This window comes from Paenibacillus sp. FSL R7-0272 (assembly GCF_037969905.1).
Lineage (GTDB): Bacteria > Bacillota > Bacilli > Paenibacillales > Paenibacillaceae > Paenibacillus > Paenibacillus polysaccharolyticus.
Genome location: NZ_CP150221.1, coordinates 2,810,909 through 2,830,095, shown reverse-complemented (window position 1 = coordinate 2,830,095; position 19,187 = coordinate 2,810,909). Strand labels below are relative to the sequence as shown.

13 protein-coding genes are annotated in these 19,187 nt (G+C 46.5%); 3 read left to right on the top strand and 10 right to left on the bottom strand.

Going from position 1 to position 19,187, the window contains the following annotated elements; translation table 11 throughout:
* Positions 1–14: 14 nt before the first annotated feature.
* The 3 genes from MKY23_RS12665 to MKY23_RS12655 form a co-directional block, all read right to left on the bottom strand.
* A complete protein-coding gene (locus MKY23_RS12665; RefSeq protein WP_339838510.1) occupies positions 15–1,031 on the bottom strand; it encodes an ROK family protein in 1,017 nt (338 codons plus the stop codon).
* 73 nt (positions 1,032–1,104) lie between these two features.
* Positions 1,105–2,343, bottom strand: coding sequence for an ROK family transcriptional regulator (locus MKY23_RS12660; protein WP_339838507.1), 1,239 nt, complete (start codon positions 2,341–2,343; stop codon positions 1,105–1,107).
* 176 nt (positions 2,344–2,519) lie between these two features.
* The gene (locus tag MKY23_RS12655) at positions 2,520–3,359 is read right to left on the bottom strand and encodes a YitT family protein (protein WP_090920568.1); all 840 of its coding nucleotides are present in this window, start codon (positions 3,357–3,359) and stop codon (positions 2,520–2,522) included.
* 420 nt (positions 3,360–3,779) lie between these two features.
* Here MKY23_RS12655 and MKY23_RS12650 point away from each other — a divergent pair, with 420 nt between their 5' ends.
* From MKY23_RS12650 to MKY23_RS12640, 3 genes are all read left to right on the top strand, one after another.
* Positions 3,780–4,838 (top strand): fatty acid desaturase, encoded by a 1,059-nt coding sequence (locus MKY23_RS12650; protein WP_154984200.1) that lies wholly within the window; start codon positions 3,780–3,782, stop codon positions 4,836–4,838.
* A gap of 92 nt (positions 4,839–4,930) precedes the next feature.
* On the top strand, positions 4,931–6,079 hold the full coding sequence (locus MKY23_RS12645; RefSeq protein WP_154887338.1) for a sensor histidine kinase: 1,149 nt from the start codon (positions 4,931–4,933) through the stop codon (positions 6,077–6,079).
* The gene (locus MKY23_RS12640; RefSeq protein WP_154984201.1) at positions 6,076–6,675 is read left to right on the top strand and encodes a response regulator transcription factor; all 600 of its coding nucleotides are present in this window, start codon (positions 6,076–6,078) and stop codon (positions 6,673–6,675) included. Before MKY23_RS12645 ends, MKY23_RS12640 begins: the two co-directional genes overlap by 4 nt.
* A 174-nt stretch (positions 6,676–6,849) precedes the next feature.
* Here MKY23_RS12640 and MKY23_RS12635 read toward each other — a convergent pair whose 3' ends face one another.
* The 7 genes from MKY23_RS12635 to MKY23_RS12605 form a co-directional block, all read right to left on the bottom strand.
* Positions 6,850–7,734, bottom strand: a complete 885-nt coding sequence (locus tag MKY23_RS12635; RefSeq protein ID WP_339838504.1) for a hypothetical protein — start codon at positions 7,732–7,734, stop codon at positions 6,850–6,852.
* 64 nt (positions 7,735–7,798) lie between these two features.
* Entirely contained in the window at positions 7,799–8,542 is a 744-nt protein-coding gene (locus MKY23_RS12630) for a polysaccharide deacetylase family protein (RefSeq protein ID WP_339838502.1), read from the bottom strand.
* Positions 8,543–8,990: 448 nt separating this feature from the next.
* The gene (locus MKY23_RS12625; protein WP_090920581.1) at positions 8,991–9,494 is read right to left on the bottom strand and encodes a ferritin; all 504 of its coding nucleotides are present in this window, start codon (positions 9,492–9,494) and stop codon (positions 8,991–8,993) included.
* Between the two features lie 166 nt (positions 9,495–9,660).
* Positions 9,661–9,780 carry a hypothetical protein gene (locus MKY23_RS12620; RefSeq protein ID WP_017688846.1) on the bottom strand — a complete coding sequence of 40 codons (120 nt, stop codon included), beginning with the start codon at positions 9,778–9,780 and terminating at the stop codon, positions 9,661–9,663.
* A 104-nt stretch (positions 9,781–9,884) separates the two neighbouring features.
* Complete coding sequence (locus tag MKY23_RS12615; protein WP_090920584.1) at positions 9,885–10,142, bottom strand: YolD-like family protein; 258 nt, start codon at positions 10,140–10,142, stop codon at positions 9,885–9,887.
* A 161-nt stretch (positions 10,143–10,303) separates the two neighbouring features.
* On the bottom strand, positions 10,304–12,016 hold the full coding sequence (locus tag MKY23_RS12610; RefSeq protein WP_221789726.1) for a DUF11 domain-containing protein: 1,713 nt from the start codon (positions 12,014–12,016) through the stop codon (positions 10,304–10,306).
* A complete protein-coding gene (locus MKY23_RS12605) occupies positions 12,013–18,726 on the bottom strand; it encodes a hypothetical protein (RefSeq protein WP_339838496.1) in 6,714 nt (2,237 codons plus the stop codon). The genes MKY23_RS12610 and MKY23_RS12605 overlap by 4 nt, the downstream gene beginning before the upstream one ends.
* Between the last annotated feature and the right edge of the window lie 461 nt (positions 18,727–19,187).

Below are 19,187 nucleotides of genomic sequence, written 5' to 3'. Positions count from 1 at the left end.
CCTATGACTAGCCGCTACATACGTTCAAGGTGACGTCTAATGGAAGCTAGCGCCCCGATTGCCCCTGCTTTATTGCCAAGCTCGGCAATAACCACTTGGACCGGGAGCACAACATAACGTTTGAGTCTGGCCTGAACTTCATTCAGATAATAGGCTGGATTGGATGCAGCTACTCCGCCGCCGAGTACGATAATCGACGGGTTCAGCAGCGCCGTAATATTCGCGAGTCCTCTTGCCATATAACGCATAGGCAGTTCCAGAATTTCAAGTGCAGCTACATCGCCTGACTCCGCCGCCTTGAACACATGTCTTGCTTCAATCTGTTCCACTTCGCCTCCGGACAGACTCCAGATCAGGGATAATTCACTTCCCTTACCCGAATTAAAATAATGCCTTGCCCGCTCCGTAATGCCGGTCCCCGACGTCACTTGTTCAAATACACCGAAGGCATCACCATCTGCTACATAGTCGGAACTCAGTCCCTCATCACCTGTGATAAAATGTCCTATCTCACCGGCCGCACCGTGCTGCCCACTGTGCAATTCTCCATTGAGCACGAGCGCAGCGCCAATGCCTGTACCTACGGTTACCATTACACTATGACGATGTCCTTTGGCTGCCCCCTCATCCACTTCTCCCATGGCCGCCATGTTCACATCGTTATCCAGAACGATCTTTCCACTGTAGTACTTAGCGATTATTGGCCGAATATCTTCTTCGGGCCACTGGAATGCAGGAGCATTCCGAAGCATAGCTTCATCTTGCAAAATAACACCTGGAAAACCTAGCCCTACACCCGCGAGCCGATCCCAATCACATCCAATCTCTGCACAGAACGTTTTTAATTCCGTGAATAACCACTGGAAAAACAGTTCCGGTTGCTCCGCGGATTGTGTTGGCAATCTGCGCTCATGCACTTCTCCACCGCTTTTCTGATCGGATAACAACATCAGTATTTTGGTTCCTCCAATGTCAATACCGGCGACCCATGAGCCTTTCGCTTCGAACCCTTCAAGCTGTGCTTCTGTCATTACACTTCCTCCTTGGCAGATCTGTTCTTTATTATTGGTAGTACAACGGTTCAAAACTTATTTTCTTCGATTTCTACTCTTCAGTCGTCCCTTGTTTAAGCTTCATCAATGTATGTTGCAAAGCTACTTGCACAGCCCCTGTAACGACCGCTCGCTCTCCAAGATCCGAACATATCAGCTGTGGTTGCACCGGAAATTGTTCGGCAACAGCTTTCCTTAGCAGAGGTAACAATACATCACCATTCCCGCCAATGCCGCCTCCAAGCACGATTAATTCAGGGGCAAGCAACGTGCTAATCTGACGCAACGCCGAAGCGATCATCTGACTGTACTCCTTCATCATGCTTATAGCCCATCCCTCTCCGCTACGAGTCGCCGCAAAGATATCCTCAGGTTGCATGTCTGAACTTAAAAGGCCTTTTAAGTAATGTCGCTTCGCCAGTCTTATCAGCCCATCAGCCGACAACACATCTTCCAGACGGCGGCCATCCTGCATCCGCATCTCAGCTACTTCACCAGTTAGCCCCCCCAAGCCATGTAGTAAATGACCCTGAACCATAATCCCTGCACCCGTTCCCGCCCCAATGGAGAAAAATATGAAAAAAGGCGAATTCATCGCAGCTCCCTTTCTATATTCCCCGAGCGCAGCGAGATTCACATCATTGTCCAGCATAATATCACATGGAAAAGCACGAGCTAAGGCATCACAGGAGAAGTCCTGCTCCATGCCTGCAAGCGGGTCAACAATCCGGCTAATCTTGCCTGAGACAGGCAAGACAACACCTGGAATTCCAAACCCAATACAGCGAAGATCACTCCACTGAAGGCGGTTCTTCTGAAGCAGCTGATCCACATAGCTGTGTAACAAGCGAAGTACAGGCACTTCAGAGGCAACAGATGTCTCATCCCCCCCCTCGACTTCGGCCTCTCCAGAGGACTGTACGATTGCTGAGTTGAACTGCACGTACTGACCTGGATCAATTGGCGGATAGGTATCATATGCAATGATTTGCCCATTCAGGTCAGACAGGGCAATTCGAATTCGTGTAGCCCCGATATCAATACCGCAGACATAATAAGCTGTTTCATTAAATTGAATTAACGTGGCCTTACGCCCTTGGGCATTGTCTGCCCGACCTGTCTCCTTCACCAGATTACGCTCAATCAGGTGCTCTACCGCTGATGATACTGTCGGTTTACTAAGTCCTGTTTGACGGCTGATATCCGCTCTCGACATGGAGCCTTGTGTAATCAAGGCATCCATAATCAAGTTTTCATTCAGATTACGGATATATTGCGGTGTGCCAGCCATTTTATCACCTTCGTTTCATAGTTAGTTAAGTTTCTTAACGAATTAAATTCAATATATCATCCTCATTGAAGTGTGTACAGCACATTTTCCGTAAATCCACAACGCAAAAAGGACCAAATGGGAATGGTTTCCCCACTTCGTCCTTATCCACGCTTGAAACTGTACAATATCATATACTATGACTTCGAAAGCTCGATAAAACCTTCCCCGAATACGTCGCGCACGTCATGAATGGTGATAAACGCAATCTCATCCTCTGCACGTACAATTTTCTTCAGCATTGGAACTTCTTGCTTGCTGATCACAATATACAAAATCTCTTTCGGATTCTTCGTATAATAACCGTGGCCGGACAGAACCGTAACCCCACGATCCATCTTCTCAATGACCTGCTTCGCGATCTGATCCTGCTTCGATGAGATAATCATAACTGCTTTTTTCGGATTCAATCCTTCAATAATAAATTCCATCGTTTTCGTTCCAACGAATAGCAATACAATCGTACACATCAAACCCTGTGGCCCAATGATAAAGTAAGAAGAGAATGCTACGATCAGATCAAAGAAAAGCAATCCGTAGCTGATATTCCAATCCAGGTATTTGTTCGCAAGCCGTGCCAGAATGACCGTGCCTGCCGTTGTTCCTCCTACTTTGACAATTAAACCGATCCCGAGACCTGCAAATACTCCTGCAAAAATGGTATTAACCCACAGCTCATCTGATGCAATGCTCCAGCTTTCTGTCAGGTGCAGGAACAGCGAGTTAAAGATAACCGCAATAATCGTATATACTGTCGTGGTTCGATCCAAAAACTTATAACCTACGAGTAGCAATATACCGTTGAGAATCAAGTTCATCAGTCCGGGAGACCAGTGAAAGAGATAGTACAAAATGATCGTGATCCCTGTCACGCCACCCTCTGCCAGATCATTAGGGATGACAAACAAGTTTACCGCCAGCGCAAACAGAAACGCACCAGCCATAATAAATAAAATATCCGTGATTCTTCTTTTCATTCGGCGCTCCATCCAATCCATCCAAAAATAATAGCTTATCTAAATCTTCTAATTAATCGCCTTACCTTAACTAATACATCTAAAATAACTCTCTACCTAATAACCTGTCATATACACTCCAGGATAGATTCTACCATGCTCTTCGCAAAATTTGTATACATAATACAAATTGTTGCGTCATTTGTGCAAAGGAAATGTGAAAACGTCATCTTTTCGCGCTCTGTATCATGTAAAACGGAAACTGACCATGACAAATGTCATGGTCGATACTTGATATTTGTCATTACAGCAGGCTGACGTTTGTGACTTACCGTCATGCGCGCATTCTTTTACAATGATAAAAACGCTTCCCAAAAGAGCATTATCGGGAATCGGCAGGGTACAGACCGCTATGGTTTGTACGCATAAGGAGGAACATGTATGAGTAGAAGCAAAGAAATGGCGCTAAAAAAAGAAGTTACACCTTTTGAAAAAAACGATCTCAAACTTAGCATTCGTCAATTAATCAATACATTAGTCCCGCTCTTTCTATTATGGGCAGCTGCATATTACAGCTTATCGATCTCGTACTGGCTTACGTTCCCTATTGCACTAGTGGCATCGGGATTCGTGCTTCGAACGTTTATTATTTTTCATGACTGCTGTCACGGCTCATTCTTCAAAAGCAAGCGGGCTAACGATATTCTCGGCACCATCACGGGCGTATTAACCTTGACCCCCTACCAGCAATGGAAAGCAGAGCACTCGATCCACCATGCGACAAGCGGCAATCTGGATAAACGCGGTGTAGGCGACATCTGGGTTATGACCGTCGATGAATATAAGTCTGCGACACCTTGGATGCGTCTCTTCTATCGTGTGTATCGTAACCCGGTGATCATGTTTGGCATTGGACCGATCTATGTGTTTCTGTTTGCCTATCGTTTTAATCGCAAAGCGGCAAGACGCAAGGAAAGAATTAATACCCATTTAACAACGATTCTAATCATTGCTCTGTATAGCTTTATGTGCTGGTTGATTGGATGGCAAGCTTTTGTCATGGTGCAAGCACCCGTATTTTTCTTCTCCGGTTTCTTTGGCATCTGGCTGTTCTACGTACAGCACCAGTTTGAAGAGACATATTTCGAACACGAAGACGAATGGAGTTATGTCAAAGCTGCGGTAGAAGGAAGCTCCTATTACAAGCTGCCGAAGTTGCTACAATGGATCAGCGGAAATATTGGATTCCACCATGTGCATCACTTGAGCCCACGTGTGCCGAACTACTATCTGGAAGAAGCACATAACTCAACACCGCCTTTGCAGAAGGCCACAACGATCACACTACGTTCCAGTTTGGTTGCACTCCGCTTCCGTCTGTGGGATGAAGAGCACAAACAATTCATCAGTTTCAGAGAGCTGAAACAAGCATCACGCAAAAAGTATATTCCGAATCCTATTCGGGTAACTAATCAAGCGGGTCTGACAGAGAAGCCTTAGGCTCTGTCGGATTCGTTTTCTTGTATTCGGACAGCAGTCATGCTACAGTCAGGCTAAAGTCCAGTAACACCTTTTTCAAGGAGGAGAATGATATTCAGAAGTGGTCGCAACTATTTTATAAAAATACAGGGTTGAATCCATATGTATGGCTTGTTTTTTTCATTCTGCCCTTCTACTACATCTCTCAATATTCGCAATTGTGGACACTGGTGACCGGCATTATCATTATTCTTGTATTTTTCGTGTGTTATCTACTGGCCTTCATTACCAAGGGCTGGCAGGTCTACATGTGGATCGGACTACTGATTGCCATATCCGTTACGATGACGATTGCATATGATTATGCCTATTTCTCATTATTTCTCGCTTTTTTTATTGGCAATATTAAAAATAAAGCTGGATTTTTCACCCTTTACTCGGTAAATCTCGGTGCAAGCTTCCTTACGGTCAATTATGGTTTTATCAATCAAAACTCAATGCTGCTCAGCCAGTTTCCATTTGTCTTTATCAGCCTGATGGCCTCTATTCTCCTACCGATTAGCACGTACAATAAAAACAAGCGAGAGCAACTAGAAGGCCAGCTGGAAAGTGCGAACAAACGGCTGGACGATCTGGTGAAAATGGAAGAGCGTCAACGGATTGCACGAGACTTACACGATACACTGGGGCAAAAGCTCTCGCTGATCGGTCTCAAAACCGATCTGGCCAAGCGCTTGCTTCGCAAAAATCCGGATCAAGCCATCATTGAACTGAATGAACTTAGACAGACAGCAAGCACAGCTTTGAAGGAAGTTCGCGAGATGGTTACAACGATGCGTGGAACGCAACTTGTGGATGAGATGTTCCGGGCGGAGCAGATTCTGAAAGCCGCTTCCATTGAATTTATTTTACAAGGCAACCCCAAGCTACAGGACACCTCTCAATTAAATGAAAATGTGCTAGGAATGTGTTTAAAGGAAGCGGTGACCAATGTAGTCAAACACAGTCAGGCTACGAGGTGTATTATTGGAATTGAAGAAACCCCTTCCCACAATGTCTTAACCGTAGACGATAATGGGATAGGCATGGAGCGCACGCGCAAGCAAGATCGACGCGGAACGGGCATTCTCGGCATGAAAGAACGACTGGAATTTGTGAACGGCTGCATGGACATTCGGTCAGGTACAGGAATCGAAGGTACATCGCTGATCATCCATGTGCCCAAGCTGGTACGCAAACCGATAAAGGAGGCAGAAGAATGATCAGAATCGTCATTGCTGAAGATCAGCGCATGATGCTAGGCGCATTATCTTCGCTACTTAATCTGGAGGAAGACATGGAGGTTGTTGGACAAGCTAGCAATGGCCAGGAAGCTCTTGCGCTTGTACAACAACATGCGCCTGATATCTGTTTAATGGATATCGAAATGCCTGTTAAGAGTGGGTTAGAAGCTGCCGAGGAACTCAAAGGCATGAACTGCAAAGTCATTATTCTTACCACGTTTGCCAGAACCGGATATTTCGAACGTGCGCTTAAAGGCGGTGTTCGCGGCTATCTGCTTAAGGACAGCCCTATAGAAGAGCTCGCCGAAGCGATTCGTCAAGTGATGAATGGCAGACGCATCTTCGCTCCTGATCTGGTCGATGAAGCTTATGTAGAGGAAAATCCATTAACCGAACGTGAACACGCTGTGCTTGGCCTCATGGCTGACGGAAAAAACACGAAGGAAATTGCCGGACACTTGTTCATTACAACGGGCACTGTTCGGAATTACATCTCGATTATTCTTAACAAATTGAATGCAAGTAACCGCATTGAAGCGATCACTCGTTCCAAAGAAAAAGGATGGTTTAAGTGAAGGAGCCGGTAATGGACGCAAACGATAAACGGTCCCCATTACCTTGCATCAGAAACGCAATAACCAAAAAGGCTCGGCTCAAGATAGTTCCTCTTGTGCCAAGCTTTTTTTGGTTATTTGTCTTTGGTTTGACTGTTCGCGATCATCATTAAGATACATCCATACAATAAGCCGTTATTTTACCGACACAACCATGCCAAGCGCATCCAGTGGAACTTGGTCTGTTTTCAACTGATGAATTCGTTTGCCGTCTTGCCATGAAATTGCAACACGCACGCTTTTTCCGCCACTAGCATATTGCACGTTCACAAATCCTTTGTCTTTGGGGGCAGGAAGCGTATGTGACTCCAGATACTCAACCATTTTCTTCGCAATCCCTGGGTTGTTCATCTGATCCTCAGACACAGATCGAATCTGTAATGTCCACCGGCCCTCTTGCCATGTCAGATACTGACTCCCTGCGGCACCTTCGACCATACCTTTGATACCGTGTCCCAGATCCACACTCATATCCTTCGGTATGTTTTGCACATCCGTTTCAGGAAATAAGTCCGTTTGATCGGGATTCTCATAGGTTTTCACTTCATAACTGGCTAACCAAGGCGTTTTACTGTTTGACTTCGTAAATGAGGGATCATTTAAAGTTGTTGGTTTGTCTCCTGTATAGAAGTTTACATGTGAAGCATCTATCGTATTTGTTGTAATGGCTGCGCCCAAATACTGACCCTTAGCTAATGGGAAGGTTGTCGGGAGTGACACATCCTGATTCTTCAACTCATTACGAACAGCCTTTACCACTTCGTCAACATCGGATAACTCTGAATGAGTTGTACTTTCATTCGTGCTCGAATTGGCTGTGCTGTCTTTGCCCGTTGAAGCAGAAGAATCATCGGAAGAAGCGGAGTTCCCGCTGCCAGATTGCGTTTGCTCACTACCGGTTGTTTTAGATGGTTGCCCACTTGTTGATGGCTGATTGGAGTCTGGCCCTCCGCATCCGGCCAGCGCGAGCACAACGGCTGTCGTCACCGGAATGGTCATCCATATCGATTGTTTTTTCATGATGTATACCTCCTAATGATTGCACCGGCCCAGTTTCTAGTTTTTCGTTTCAAGTAACCTGTTCTCAGCGCTTGTCATTCCAGAAATTCACCGGTTGCACATTTTTGGTTAAAATTTCGAATTGATATCCTTCCGCCTTCAATGTTTTCAATACTTGAGGCAGTACTTTCAACGTAGCCTCCTGATCATGCATAAGTACTACTGGCGTGGTACCATTTTTGTGGACGTTGTGAACTTGCTGCATGACATTGTTGTAAACTTTCTGATGATCCTTTTTGTATTTCCAGTCGAGTGAGTCAACATTCCAATCCCACAGATGAAATCCTCCCTGCGCAAGAAGCACGTTACGGTAAGCAGGTTTCAAATAAGGTTTACTGCCATAAGGCGTGCGGACAAGACTCGTTTTAACACCGGCAACCTTATTCAAGCTTTCATTGGCTTGTTGCATTTCTTTCAATCCGCTGTAAGCATTTTTATAAAATTTGCTTGGCACATGGGTTACACCATGCAATCCAAGTCCATGTCCTTCTTTGACAATACGCTTCGTTGCTTTCTGATATTGCTCCATATGAGGCCCAAGCATGAAAAAGGTAGCTTTAACTTTATATTGATCCAAAATATCGAGAAGTTGATCGGTATGTGCTGTAGGGCCATCATCAAAAGTCAGATATAAAATTTTTGTACTGGCCTTAGAGTTTGATTTATCGGCGGATGACGCTGTGGCCGATGCAGACTGTGGCAACAATAACAACGGAAACAGAAGTAAAATAGCAAGTGTAGCAATGAATGATTTACGAAGTTGTAGCATAATAATAGTCTCCCTTGTGTGTGTTTTTACCCGGGTGTGTGTATCCTCTTAACTCGTATCCCTTGGCGATTAATTTTAATAGTATCAGAGACACCTTTCATTCTTCTCGCTTCAAAGGCTACGGATGAGTTACACTTTTGTCAGATAAACTTAAAAATTAAAACGATTTTGATAGATTTGATCTCCAACCTAGCATCTGTATCCATAGATCAATGTTGACATATTATTTATTACCCTATTTTTATATTCTGATAGACTTATAATGAATTTAGGAGGATTGAACACAGCAAAAAAGCTTGCACGAATGCAAGCTTTCTTCCGTATACATCACAACCTGAGTGGAGCACTGACCATTTTATTAAAATGACTTGGTACTCCTTCTAGGGATACAGTAATAGGCTATACGGTATGTAATGTTACGAATATACGCTTTGATGTTTAGCTCTGCTTACTCCGCAGGAGCCGTAAATGAACGTTTGCTGAACTCTGCATCCAGCATGTAGAAGGCGTTGCTGTCATTCTCAATGCGGCGCAGCTTCTGAATGATGTTATCAAACAAAGCTTCCTCTTCAACCTGTTCATCGATGAACCATTTCAAGAAATACATGGTTGCGTGTTCACGCTCATTCAGCGCGATATCCGCCAGCGCATAAAATTTCTTCGTGTTTTGCTGCTCGTGTGCATAACCGTGTTCAAACACATCCAGCATGGAGTTGTATTCGTTTTTCGGTTCAGGCATCGCAGCCAGTGTAGCACGATGTCCGCGGTCATTCAGAAATTTATAAATTTTCATGCCATGGAAACGTTCTTCTTCCGCTTGTACAAGGAAAAAATTAGCGAATCCATCCAGGCTTTTGCTGGAACAATACGCAGCCATCGCCATGTATACATGAGCAGAGTAAAACTCGAAGTTCATCTGCTCGTTTAAAGACGCAGTCAGTTCTTGACTCATGAAAAAACACCTCTTTCTGTGGGAATGTTTTCATTTTAACACAACACGAAAGTAGCTTGCATCCGATTTTCTACATTATTCGTCAAAGGACGAATTCACGGAACATAATAATAAAAAAGCTCTGCCGTGACGGCAGAGCTTTCTTTTATCATTTTTATAAAAATGATTATACCAAGAACGCTTTGGAGATGATTACCAACAGGATGAACAGAACGAGAATCGCGCCTACAGAAGTGAAACCACCATAGCCGTAACCTCTTGTTTCTCCACCTAAAACTTCGCTCATTGATTGTACCTCCTCTGCAACAGGTATGGGTTATCTTATGCAGAGAACAAAACTTTGACAGGGCGAATGCCCCATTGTTAAAATTCGTTTGAATTCATTTTGAATCAGTACCGTGGCGACTGTACCTGCATGATATCCATAAAAGGCACCTTCGCCGTGAATTCTTCTTCCGTATGCTCAACATGTACAAGGCGTGTACGCGAATCCATTTTTACAATAATGCCCTGCACCTGCTCCTCCTTACCCCAGACGGTCAATAACACTTCTGAGCGCTCATGAAAAGCCTCCACAAGTTGATTCCCTAATTCCTCCAGTTCGAACTCATCCCGAGTGGGTCTTTTTGCGACTTTTGCTTTGGCCAAAACAGCTACCTCCTCTACTACGACGTCCCGATTCCACGGTTGCTTGCCGAGTGCATATTCAATTAGTATACCATTCATTTACGTTTGTGTAATGTCATGACACCTTTTTTTCGGTAAGTTCCTTCGTATATATTCAACTTGTATTCACTTCCCATCATCTCTTACTCATCCTGAGCTTCAACCAGTATGGTATATTCGTTCGATCTAGTCTCTCCTGAGCGTCGTTGTGCATTCCACTCATACGTGTAGAGGGCCGTCAAGGTCCCTTGCAGAATACCCGTTTGCTCAGGAGCAAGTTGAACAAGATAAGCAAATTCTTTTACCGATCCTGCGCCGAGCTCACCAATGTGAAGATACCTTGGAGTCGAATATTCGGGGACATTTAACTGCATCGGACCACTCTCCTGCCCCACCCATTTAGCTCCCTGAGGCAGAATATTGCCCAACTGCACGCGTGCAGGCAACGAACCCGTATTACTGACACTTACGTTGAAAGTGACCGTGCCTCCCTGCTCAACAATAGGGGGAATTACCTCCACATGAACCTGAATAACAGGCAATCTGACCTCCAGAACAGCTTCATTTGAGATAAGTCTGCGTTGAACTGTACGAGAATCCGGCAAGCGGAATGTGTATAGTAATACGGCGCGATTCACATAACTGTGTTGCGTGGAAATCACTGCCCCAGCCACTTTGTTTTCCACCTGAGCCTCAAATTGAATATGTAGCTCGGAGCGGGCCGTTAATGTGCCCAGGTTTATCCCTGTATTGGGGTTCGAACCTGGACGTTTGACTCCGTTCCAGCTGAGACTACCTTCAACAAAGACTAGCGCCGCAGGCAAAACATCCTGTAGTTTGGCATCCACCGCATAATTGCTTTGGTTGGACACGGTGATATGATATTGCGCCGTATCTCCTGGTGTCGTTATTACAGGTGAGACCGTTTTGACAACAGAAATTTGAGGTTCAACAATAATCAGTGTGACCACATTGGAATATACAACTTCTTGTTTCCCCGTAGTAATGTATTTTAGGACAGCTTCACTTGATAATTGATCCGGCGCTTGCGAACCTGTCACCTGGGTTACAGTTACCTGTACTCGATACTGCACTCGAACCACACTTCCTGGCCCAATATCACCAAGATCAATTCCGGCATCCGGTGTGACTTGTGGTGCGAACATATCGTTAATCGTCACACTTGCCGGGATAAAGATGGCACCTTGGGGTAACCTCACTGTTAATACGGCATCTGTCACCGCGGCAAACCCCGGATTGCTCACCAGCACCGTATACATCAAGATATCTCCAGCAAACGTGTTGCTTCGGTCCACTTGCAAACTTACTTCGAGCCGCGATGTTTCGATACGAACTTCAACAACGTTGGACTTTTCCGTCCCGTTAACCGTTCTGCTGTCTGTTGTGACAAACTCATATTTCACTTCCGCCTGGTTCAATAGCGTGAGATTCTCAGGCACTCGCACAATAACGACTTGAAAATGATAGGTCAGCACTGCACCAGGCGCTATTTCTGCCGGAGGTAATCCCTGCGCGGGAGAGACTCCTGGCAACGGGATGCCATTCCTCAGCACGCTGTTCGGCAGAAGCGAAGTTTCCTGAGAGAGCGGGTCTACCACACGGACAATTGCTGTGCGGTTTCCCGTGTTTACAATCTCAATCTGATAAGTCAGAGATTGGCCCAAGGCTGCTGTCGTTACATTGCATTGTTTGCTTACCTTAAGCCTGGGGCCGATCCATGGTGTCACAACGGTGTTGGAATAAGCCACCTGTTCCAGTTCAGTCGTACCCGAGCTGAATCGAACCAGGGACTGATTCTTTAACCAGTGGGACAACGTACCTGGAATTTCGCTCATATCACCACAACCTCTACATTGAATGTAACTGTAGTAGAAGCTCCAGCAGCAATGGAACCTAAAGTTATACCCGTATTCGGATTACCTGTCGGTCTCGCCACACCGTTCACGACAACGCTCCCCGGTACAAATACAGTACCGACAGGTACCGGGTCGACCATGACCACGTTGTTCACCGTTTCGATGCCACTATTGGTCACAACTACCGTATACGTGATTACATCACCAACGACAGCATCAATCGCACTAGTGCTCTTGGCAACAACTACATTTGGAGCTGATACAGGAATGATAAGTACATTGGATGATACCGTTCCCGATAGGACGCGACCGTCTGGCGGACTAAACGTATAGTTTGCGACTGCTTGGTTGCGGAGTTGCTGATTTTGAGGCAACGAATCGACTGTTACGCCTAGGGTGACCGTAACATTTACAGAGCCACCAGGGGGGATGTTGCCTACGACGATACCCGTTTCGGGATTAGCCCCCGGCTGCGGAACACCATCGATCAGAACGCTGTTCGGGAGAAGCACCGCACCGGTTGGAATGTTATCTGTTAATGTAAGATTGGCGACAAGGTTACCGCTGTTGTTAATTGTAAATGAATACACGATGTCGTCACCAACCGTAGCGTTTGATGTGCTTGCTGTTTTGGAAACGGCAATAATAGGCTGATAGATTGGAGTAACAATCGTATTGGAATAAGCTGCTCCGGAGAACACACCTGATGTAAAACTTACGGAAGACTGGCTGCTGACTTGCGGCGGTGTCGGAAGTGAGTTAACACGGACCGCGTAGGATACCGCAACCGACTCTCCAGGAGCCAGCGTACCGAGTGCAATACCAAGTGCCGGGTTTGCCAAAGCCCGAGGTATGCCGTTAACCAGTACACTTCCCGCAACAAAAGTGGTCGCCGGATCAATCGGGTCTGTCAGGACGATATTATTGACTGGGTCTATACCACTGTTGGTCACAACCATCTCATAAACAATGGTGTCGCCTACGACGGCATCTGTAGAAGTTGTTGTTTTCACTACAGTGACATTCGGTGCAGAGACCTGAATAATCAGGGCGTTCGAAGTAATGCTTCCCCCAAGTGTTCTGCCATCCGGTAACGTGTACGTAAAGGTTGCTGACGCCTGATTTGTAATGGACTGGCTTACGGGTAGCGTTGTGATGACGATTGAAAAAGTAACGATGGTCGTGGTGGATACCACACCAAGTGAAATTCCAGAAGCAGGGTCAGCGCCAGGCGCCGATGCCCCATTAATTACGACACTGTTCGGCACAAACTCTGTACCGGCAGGAATGGTATCCGTCAGTGTCACAGAAGCACCATAGTTTCCGGTATTTGTGACAGCAATGCTATAGATTACCGTATCCCCCACCGTGGCAATAGCTTGATCCCCTGTTTTGACTGCAGCCAAAATAGGCTGGTATACCGGGGTTGATACCGTGTTGGAGAACGTAGTCGCAGAGAATGCTCCTGAGGTAAAACTTACCGTTGATTGATTGTTCAATACTGCTGGTGAAGGCAGACTCGTCACACTTACACTAAATACAACGGTTACGGTAGCTCCAGGTGCAATGGAACCCAAAGTAATGCCTGTGGAAGGATTTGCATTAGGACGAAGCACTCCATCCACAAAGACACCGCTAGGCGCGAGTACTGTACTTGCAGGCAAAGCATCGGTAAATATGACATTGCTGACATTGGCGATTCCATTGTTGGTCACTGCAATGCTGTAGGTTACGATATCACCCACAGAAGCGGCTGTGGACGTGGTAGATTTAACAACATTTACGTCAGGAGCCGACACCGGGATTGTCAGTACATTAGAGAGCACGGATCTGTTGATAGTTCTCCCATCTGGCAAGGTGAACGATAAAGCAACCGAAGCCTGATTCACAAGTTGTTGCGGGCTTGGAAGTGTGTCTATGACAACCGAAAAAGTAATCGTCGTTGTCGCTCCGGCTGCAACCGTCCCGGCAGGAATACCCGTTGTCGGACTGGCAGCTGGCAGTGGCTGACCATTGACGATAACACTGTTCGGCACAAGCACTGTGCCTGCTGGCAAATTATCGGTCAGGTTAATCTGCGCTCCATAATTCCCCTGATTATTCACACTAATCGTATAACTGACCGTATCACCTACGGTGGCATTCTGAGTACTGGCTGTTTTCTGAGCGACTAATACGGGCTGGAATACCGGAGTTAAGACGGTATTCGAGAACGTTGTACCCGAGAATGTTCCGGAAGTGAACGTAACCGTTGACCGATTACTCAACTGATTATTCGTAGGAATTCCGTTAACAATGACGCTAAATGTAACGGTTGCCGTTCCGCCTGGTGCAAGGGTACCTAGCGGTATTCCTCCTGACGGACTTGCTGCGGGTTGTGCCACACCATTTATCGTTACAGTGCCTGGAACAAATGAAGCCCCTGACGGAATCGGGTCTGAGAACTGCACACTGTTCACAGGCGCAATACCGCTATTAGTCACCAATACGGAATAAACAATAGTGTCACCTACGGTTGCAGCTGTAGATACCGTGCTTTTAACTACACTTACGTTAGGCGATGAAACAGGAAAGGTAAGTGTGTTGGACGTTGCTGTTCCTGTCAACGTTCGCCCGTCAGGCGGCGTAAATGTAAACGTCGATGAAGCAAAATTGCTAAGTTGTTGCGGAGATGGCAAAGAATCCACAACAACCGCAAACGTTACAATGGCTGTTGCCCCTGCCGCTACAATGCCTACCGGAATGCCAGCACCTGGCGTAACTCCAGGCTGTGGTACACCCGAGACAACAACACTATTAGGCACAAGGGTTGTCGCTGCCGGGATCGTATCCGTTACGGTAACATTGGCTTGCAGATTTCCGGTATTGCTCACCGTTATCGTATAAACAACAGTATCTCCCACGGTTGCATTGATGGTGTTTGCCGTTTTGACTAGTGCAATTTGCGGCTGTATGACAGGGGTCTGTGTTGTATTGGAAGATGATGAACCCGAGAAAGAGCCGGAAGTAAAGCTGACCGTCGACTGATTGTTAATCTGGGAAGGGATCGGCATAGTTATCCTCACCTCAAAAGTTACGGTAACTTCAGCTCCCGGGGCCAAAGTACCGATTGGGATGCCGGCGGTCGGATTGGAGAGCGGTGAAGCAACGCCGTTCACCAGGACACTTCCGGATATAAATGGGGTGTTCGAAGGCAGCGGATCGATAAAAATGACGTTATTCACAGCGGTGGTTCCATTATTTCGAATCACAGAAGTATAACGGATCACATCTCCAGACACCGCATAATCAGCATTATCCGTTTTAACAATGCTGACGTTCGGCAAGGACACCGGGATCGTAACCGTGTTGGATGGAACAAAGCCTGCAATAACTCTTCCGCTCGGCAGTGTATAGTTGTATGAGGCAACTGCCTGGTTAATTAACTGTCTTGGATCAGGCAGACTTGTGACGGTTGACAGAAAAGACAGCGTCACGGACGCTCCGGCAGCCAGTGTTCCCAGACTGATTCCTGTATTCGGACTCACACCTGGAGCCGGGTTTCCATTAATCAAAACACTGTTTGTCACAAATATGGCCCCAGCAGGAACAGGATCGGTCAGGGTAACGACTGCAGGAATATTGCCGGTATTGGTAATTTGAACATTGTAGTTGAATGTGTCTCCCACCGTCAGACTTGACGTACTTGCTGACTTCAGCACTTGAATGACCGGTTGATAGACGGGGGTGTTCACGGTTACTGATGAAGACACACCATTAAAGCTGCCTGAAGTAAAGGCGGCACTTGCCCTGTTACTCACGACACCTGATGAGGGAATAGCAGTAATTCTAGTCTGATACGTCACTGTGATACTAGCGGTATTACTCAAAGTCCCCAAGGCGATACCTGCGACAGGACTAGCATTACTTTGCACCACCCCGTTCACTGTAACCGTTCCCGCTATGAATTCGGAGCCGGCTGAAGGTATGTCGGAGAGCACCAGATTTTGTACAGCACCCCCACCAGCGTTTGTGATGACAACCCTATATGTGAGAGCATCTCCAACTGTGCCATCTGTTGTGTTTACTGTTTTCGACAAGCTAATATTAGGTGCTGAAGCAGGAATACGGACGATATTGGAACTGGAGCTGCCAGATAAATTTCGGCCACTTGGAAGCTGATAGGTGTAAGTGGAGAACCCCTGATTTTCTAATACAGGTGGAGAAGGAATAGTAGTTAATGTTGCTCGGAATATTACAGTTGCGCTTCCTCCAGGCAAAATACTTCCCAGTGCAATCCCCGTCAGTGGACTTGTTCCTGGTCTAGCTGTGCCGTTAACCGTTACTGAATCCGGCACAAATGTAAGGCCAGCCGGGATCGTATCTGTCACATTGACTTGAGCCGCAATATTCCCTGTATTGCTGACAACGAGTGTATAAGCAAGCTGATCTCCCTGTGTTGCATTGGTCTGACTTGCCGATTTCACAATGTTAATCACAGGCTGATACACGGGTGTGGTTATTGAGTTGGAATTTGAAATGCCTGTAAATGCTCCTGAACTGTAAGACACAGAGGCCCGGTTAAGAAGTGATCCTCCTGTTGGTACGGACTGCACACTTACTTGAAAAGTCACCGTTGCGGAGGTCGCTGCATTTAATGTTCCCAGAGCGATTCCGCTGGCGGGGTTAGCTGACGGCACACTTGTACCCCGAACCGTGACACTTCCAGGGACAAAGTTCAGCCCTGTTGGAAGACTATCTGACAATATTGCATTCGTGATCGGCTGTATGCCCCCGTTGGTCGTGACCACTGAATACGTGAAGGTCTCTCCGACAGCAACATCCGTAACCGTTGCTGTTTTGAGAACCGTCACATTCGGCAAGGTTACCGGGATGGTTAGTGTGTTTGATGCCGCTGAACCCGTGATGGTTCTTCCGTCTGGTGAGTTAAACGAATACGAAGCAGTCGCCTGATCAACCAATGTGGGCGGTGTTGGCAGGTTGGTCACCAGCACTTGAAACGTAATGGTTGTCACGCTCCCTGCAGCCAGTGTACCCAAATTGACACCCGCAGCAGGATTGGCTCCTGCCACCACCGTTCCATTGACACGGAAACTACCAGCTACATAGGAACTGCCAGCTGGAATATTGTCAGCAATCGTCACACTTGCTCCTACATTTCCTCCATTCGTCACCTGAAGCGTATAGGTTACCTGATCCCCTACCGTTGCATTCGTGGTATTTGCTGATTTTACGATAGAGAGATTCGGTGAATATACAGGAAGCGTTGAATTATTGGAAGGAATAACCCCACTAATCACCGGACCACCAGCAACACTCTGAAAAGTAAATGCGGCATTTGCGGAATTGACGAGTTGTAAAGTGCTTGTATCGTTTGTAATCTGAGCTCGGTAAGTAACGACAACACTGCTATTGAGCGCCAAAGAGCCTAAAGGTATACCTGATGTCACATCCAGTGTTGGCCTTGAGACACCCCCTACCGTAATGCTTCCAGGTACAAAAGTTAAACCGGCAGGCAACGTATCCGACAGAACCACACTGGCTGCACTAGCCGAGCCACCATTCGTAATGGTGGCTGTATACGTGACGGTATCTCCGGCAACTGCGCCCGTTGCTGTAAATGACTTCGCGACCGTAATCCGTGGTGCGTTAATATCGACCTGAATGGCGTTACCATTCACGATGTACGCATCGCCAGATGTGGTAAGTGTCAAGACGGCTGAAGACTGATTGTTGATCAGCCTTGCTGACACATCCACATTGGTAATATCCCAGCCCTGACGTCCCCCGACAATATTGGTTCCGGGTGCTCCATTGATCTGGTTGCGAGTTCCAAAGGTACCTGTCGTATTCAGGGCACCCGTATCTCCATTAATCTGTGACGCAAAAAAATTGGCCGCTAGATTGTTGGGCCCGGACAAGGCAACTGAAGTTGCGGATGTCGCTCCAAATAACGCCTGATCTCCTGTGCGGTTCGCATCCCCCTCCTGCGCACTGAACAGCGCTCTGCCCCCCAAAGCTCCTGAAATGGGGGTTGCAAAGCCTGTAAGCGTCGTAACAACCGGCGCCGAAGTAGATTGAACCAGTACTCCTCCCGCACGTAAAGACATGTTACGAAAAGGGAGATTTCCATTTTGATAAATAACGCCCAGCGTCCAGCCTGCATGATTCGCTGTAGCATCATTGGTGATCACAATCGTTCCTACGACTCCCCCGGTGACATATGTACCTGCTCCCCCATTTTGTACAAGGGTGGTCACGTTAGCCGATCGGACATACCCCGCTGCGTTATTGCCAAGGTCAAACTGATTGTATGTGGCCGGATCAGGCGTAACACTGGATGTGCCCGCAGGGGTGGTAAACGTAACCGGGTTATTGATGGCTGAGCTGAGGTTAACCGTTCCGTTAATATAACTTCCGCCCCAGATCAACTCCGCATAAAGAACAGTACTTCCCGCAGGCAGAACCAGAATCGCTGCTGAACTGTTGCTTTGGTACAGACTGGTTGTACCTGCCGGGTACGTTCCATAAGTGGAAGCCGTATTAATCGTTGTAAATCCTCCGATACTGTCTTGCGTCCCTGGCACTCCTGCCGTGTCAGAACGGCTTAGTCCAAGTGTATTGCCCGTGAACGTAATTGCACCTGTAGCGTTGACAGTTGAACGAACGACAAGAGGAATGGATTTCACCTCCCCTTCAGCGGAAAATGGGATTTCTGCAACAGAGCCTGTTATCAGTCTATGATGCAAAGTCAGGGAATTTGTATGTCCACTTCCGAAAGTTTGGATATTCATTGGATTATTATGTAAGGTTTATTATCATGTTTAAAATTTTATCCCTTGCGTTTTGCCGATTCTATCTTATAATCTACTTATACGAGAGCAATCTGTCGTATCATTTTGATGCAGTCAGCGGTGATTTATGAACAGTTCAGCAGAACATAGCAGCCATATTCCAAGAGAGTATGAGATCAAGCATTCCAAATGGTTACGTAAAATGCTTCATGCTTATTGGATCGTTGTTATTGTACATTTTTTAGTTCAGATTGGTTGTTATCTTTTTTTGAAATATGATCGCGCCCCCCTGGATTTCATCGTAAACGTTTTATTCTGGCCCACAGTTTTAGCTGTTTTTTGTATTTTGCTCACCA

Coding starts and splice junctions, on each gene's coding strand:
- MKY23_RS12655 (WP_090920568.1), bottom strand. CDS start 3,359: ATGAAAAGAAGAATCACGGATATTTTATTTATTATGGCTGGTGCGTTT.
- MKY23_RS12665 (WP_339838510.1), bottom strand. CDS start 1,031: ATGACAGAAGCACAGCTTGAAGGGTTCGAAGCGAAAGGCTCATGGGTC.
- MKY23_RS12620 (WP_017688846.1), bottom strand. CDS start 9,780: ATGAGCGAAGTTTTAGGTGGAGAAACAAGAGGTTACGGCTATGGTGGT.
- MKY23_RS12610 (WP_221789726.1), bottom strand. CDS start 12,016: ATGAGCGAAATTCCAGGTACGTTGTCCCACTGGTTAAAGAATCAGTCC.
- MKY23_RS12635 (WP_339838504.1), bottom strand. CDS start 7,734: ATGAAAAAACAATCGATATGGATGACCATTCCGGTGACGACAGCCGTT.
- MKY23_RS12650 (WP_154984200.1), top strand. CDS start 3,780: ATGAGTAGAAGCAAAGAAATGGCGCTAAAAAAAGAAGTTACACCTTTT.
- MKY23_RS12640 (WP_154984201.1), top strand. CDS start 6,076: ATGATCAGAATCGTCATTGCTGAAGATCAGCGCATGATGCTAGGCGCA.
- MKY23_RS12660 (WP_339838507.1), bottom strand. CDS start 2,343: ATGGCTGGCACACCGCAATATATCCGTAATCTGAATGAAAACTTGATT.
- MKY23_RS12625 (WP_090920581.1), bottom strand. CDS start 9,494: ATGAGTCAAGAACTGACTGCGTCTTTAAACGAGCAGATGAACTTCGAG.
- MKY23_RS12630 (WP_339838502.1), bottom strand. CDS start 8,542: ATGCTACAACTTCGTAAATCATTCATTGCTACACTTGCTATTTTACTT.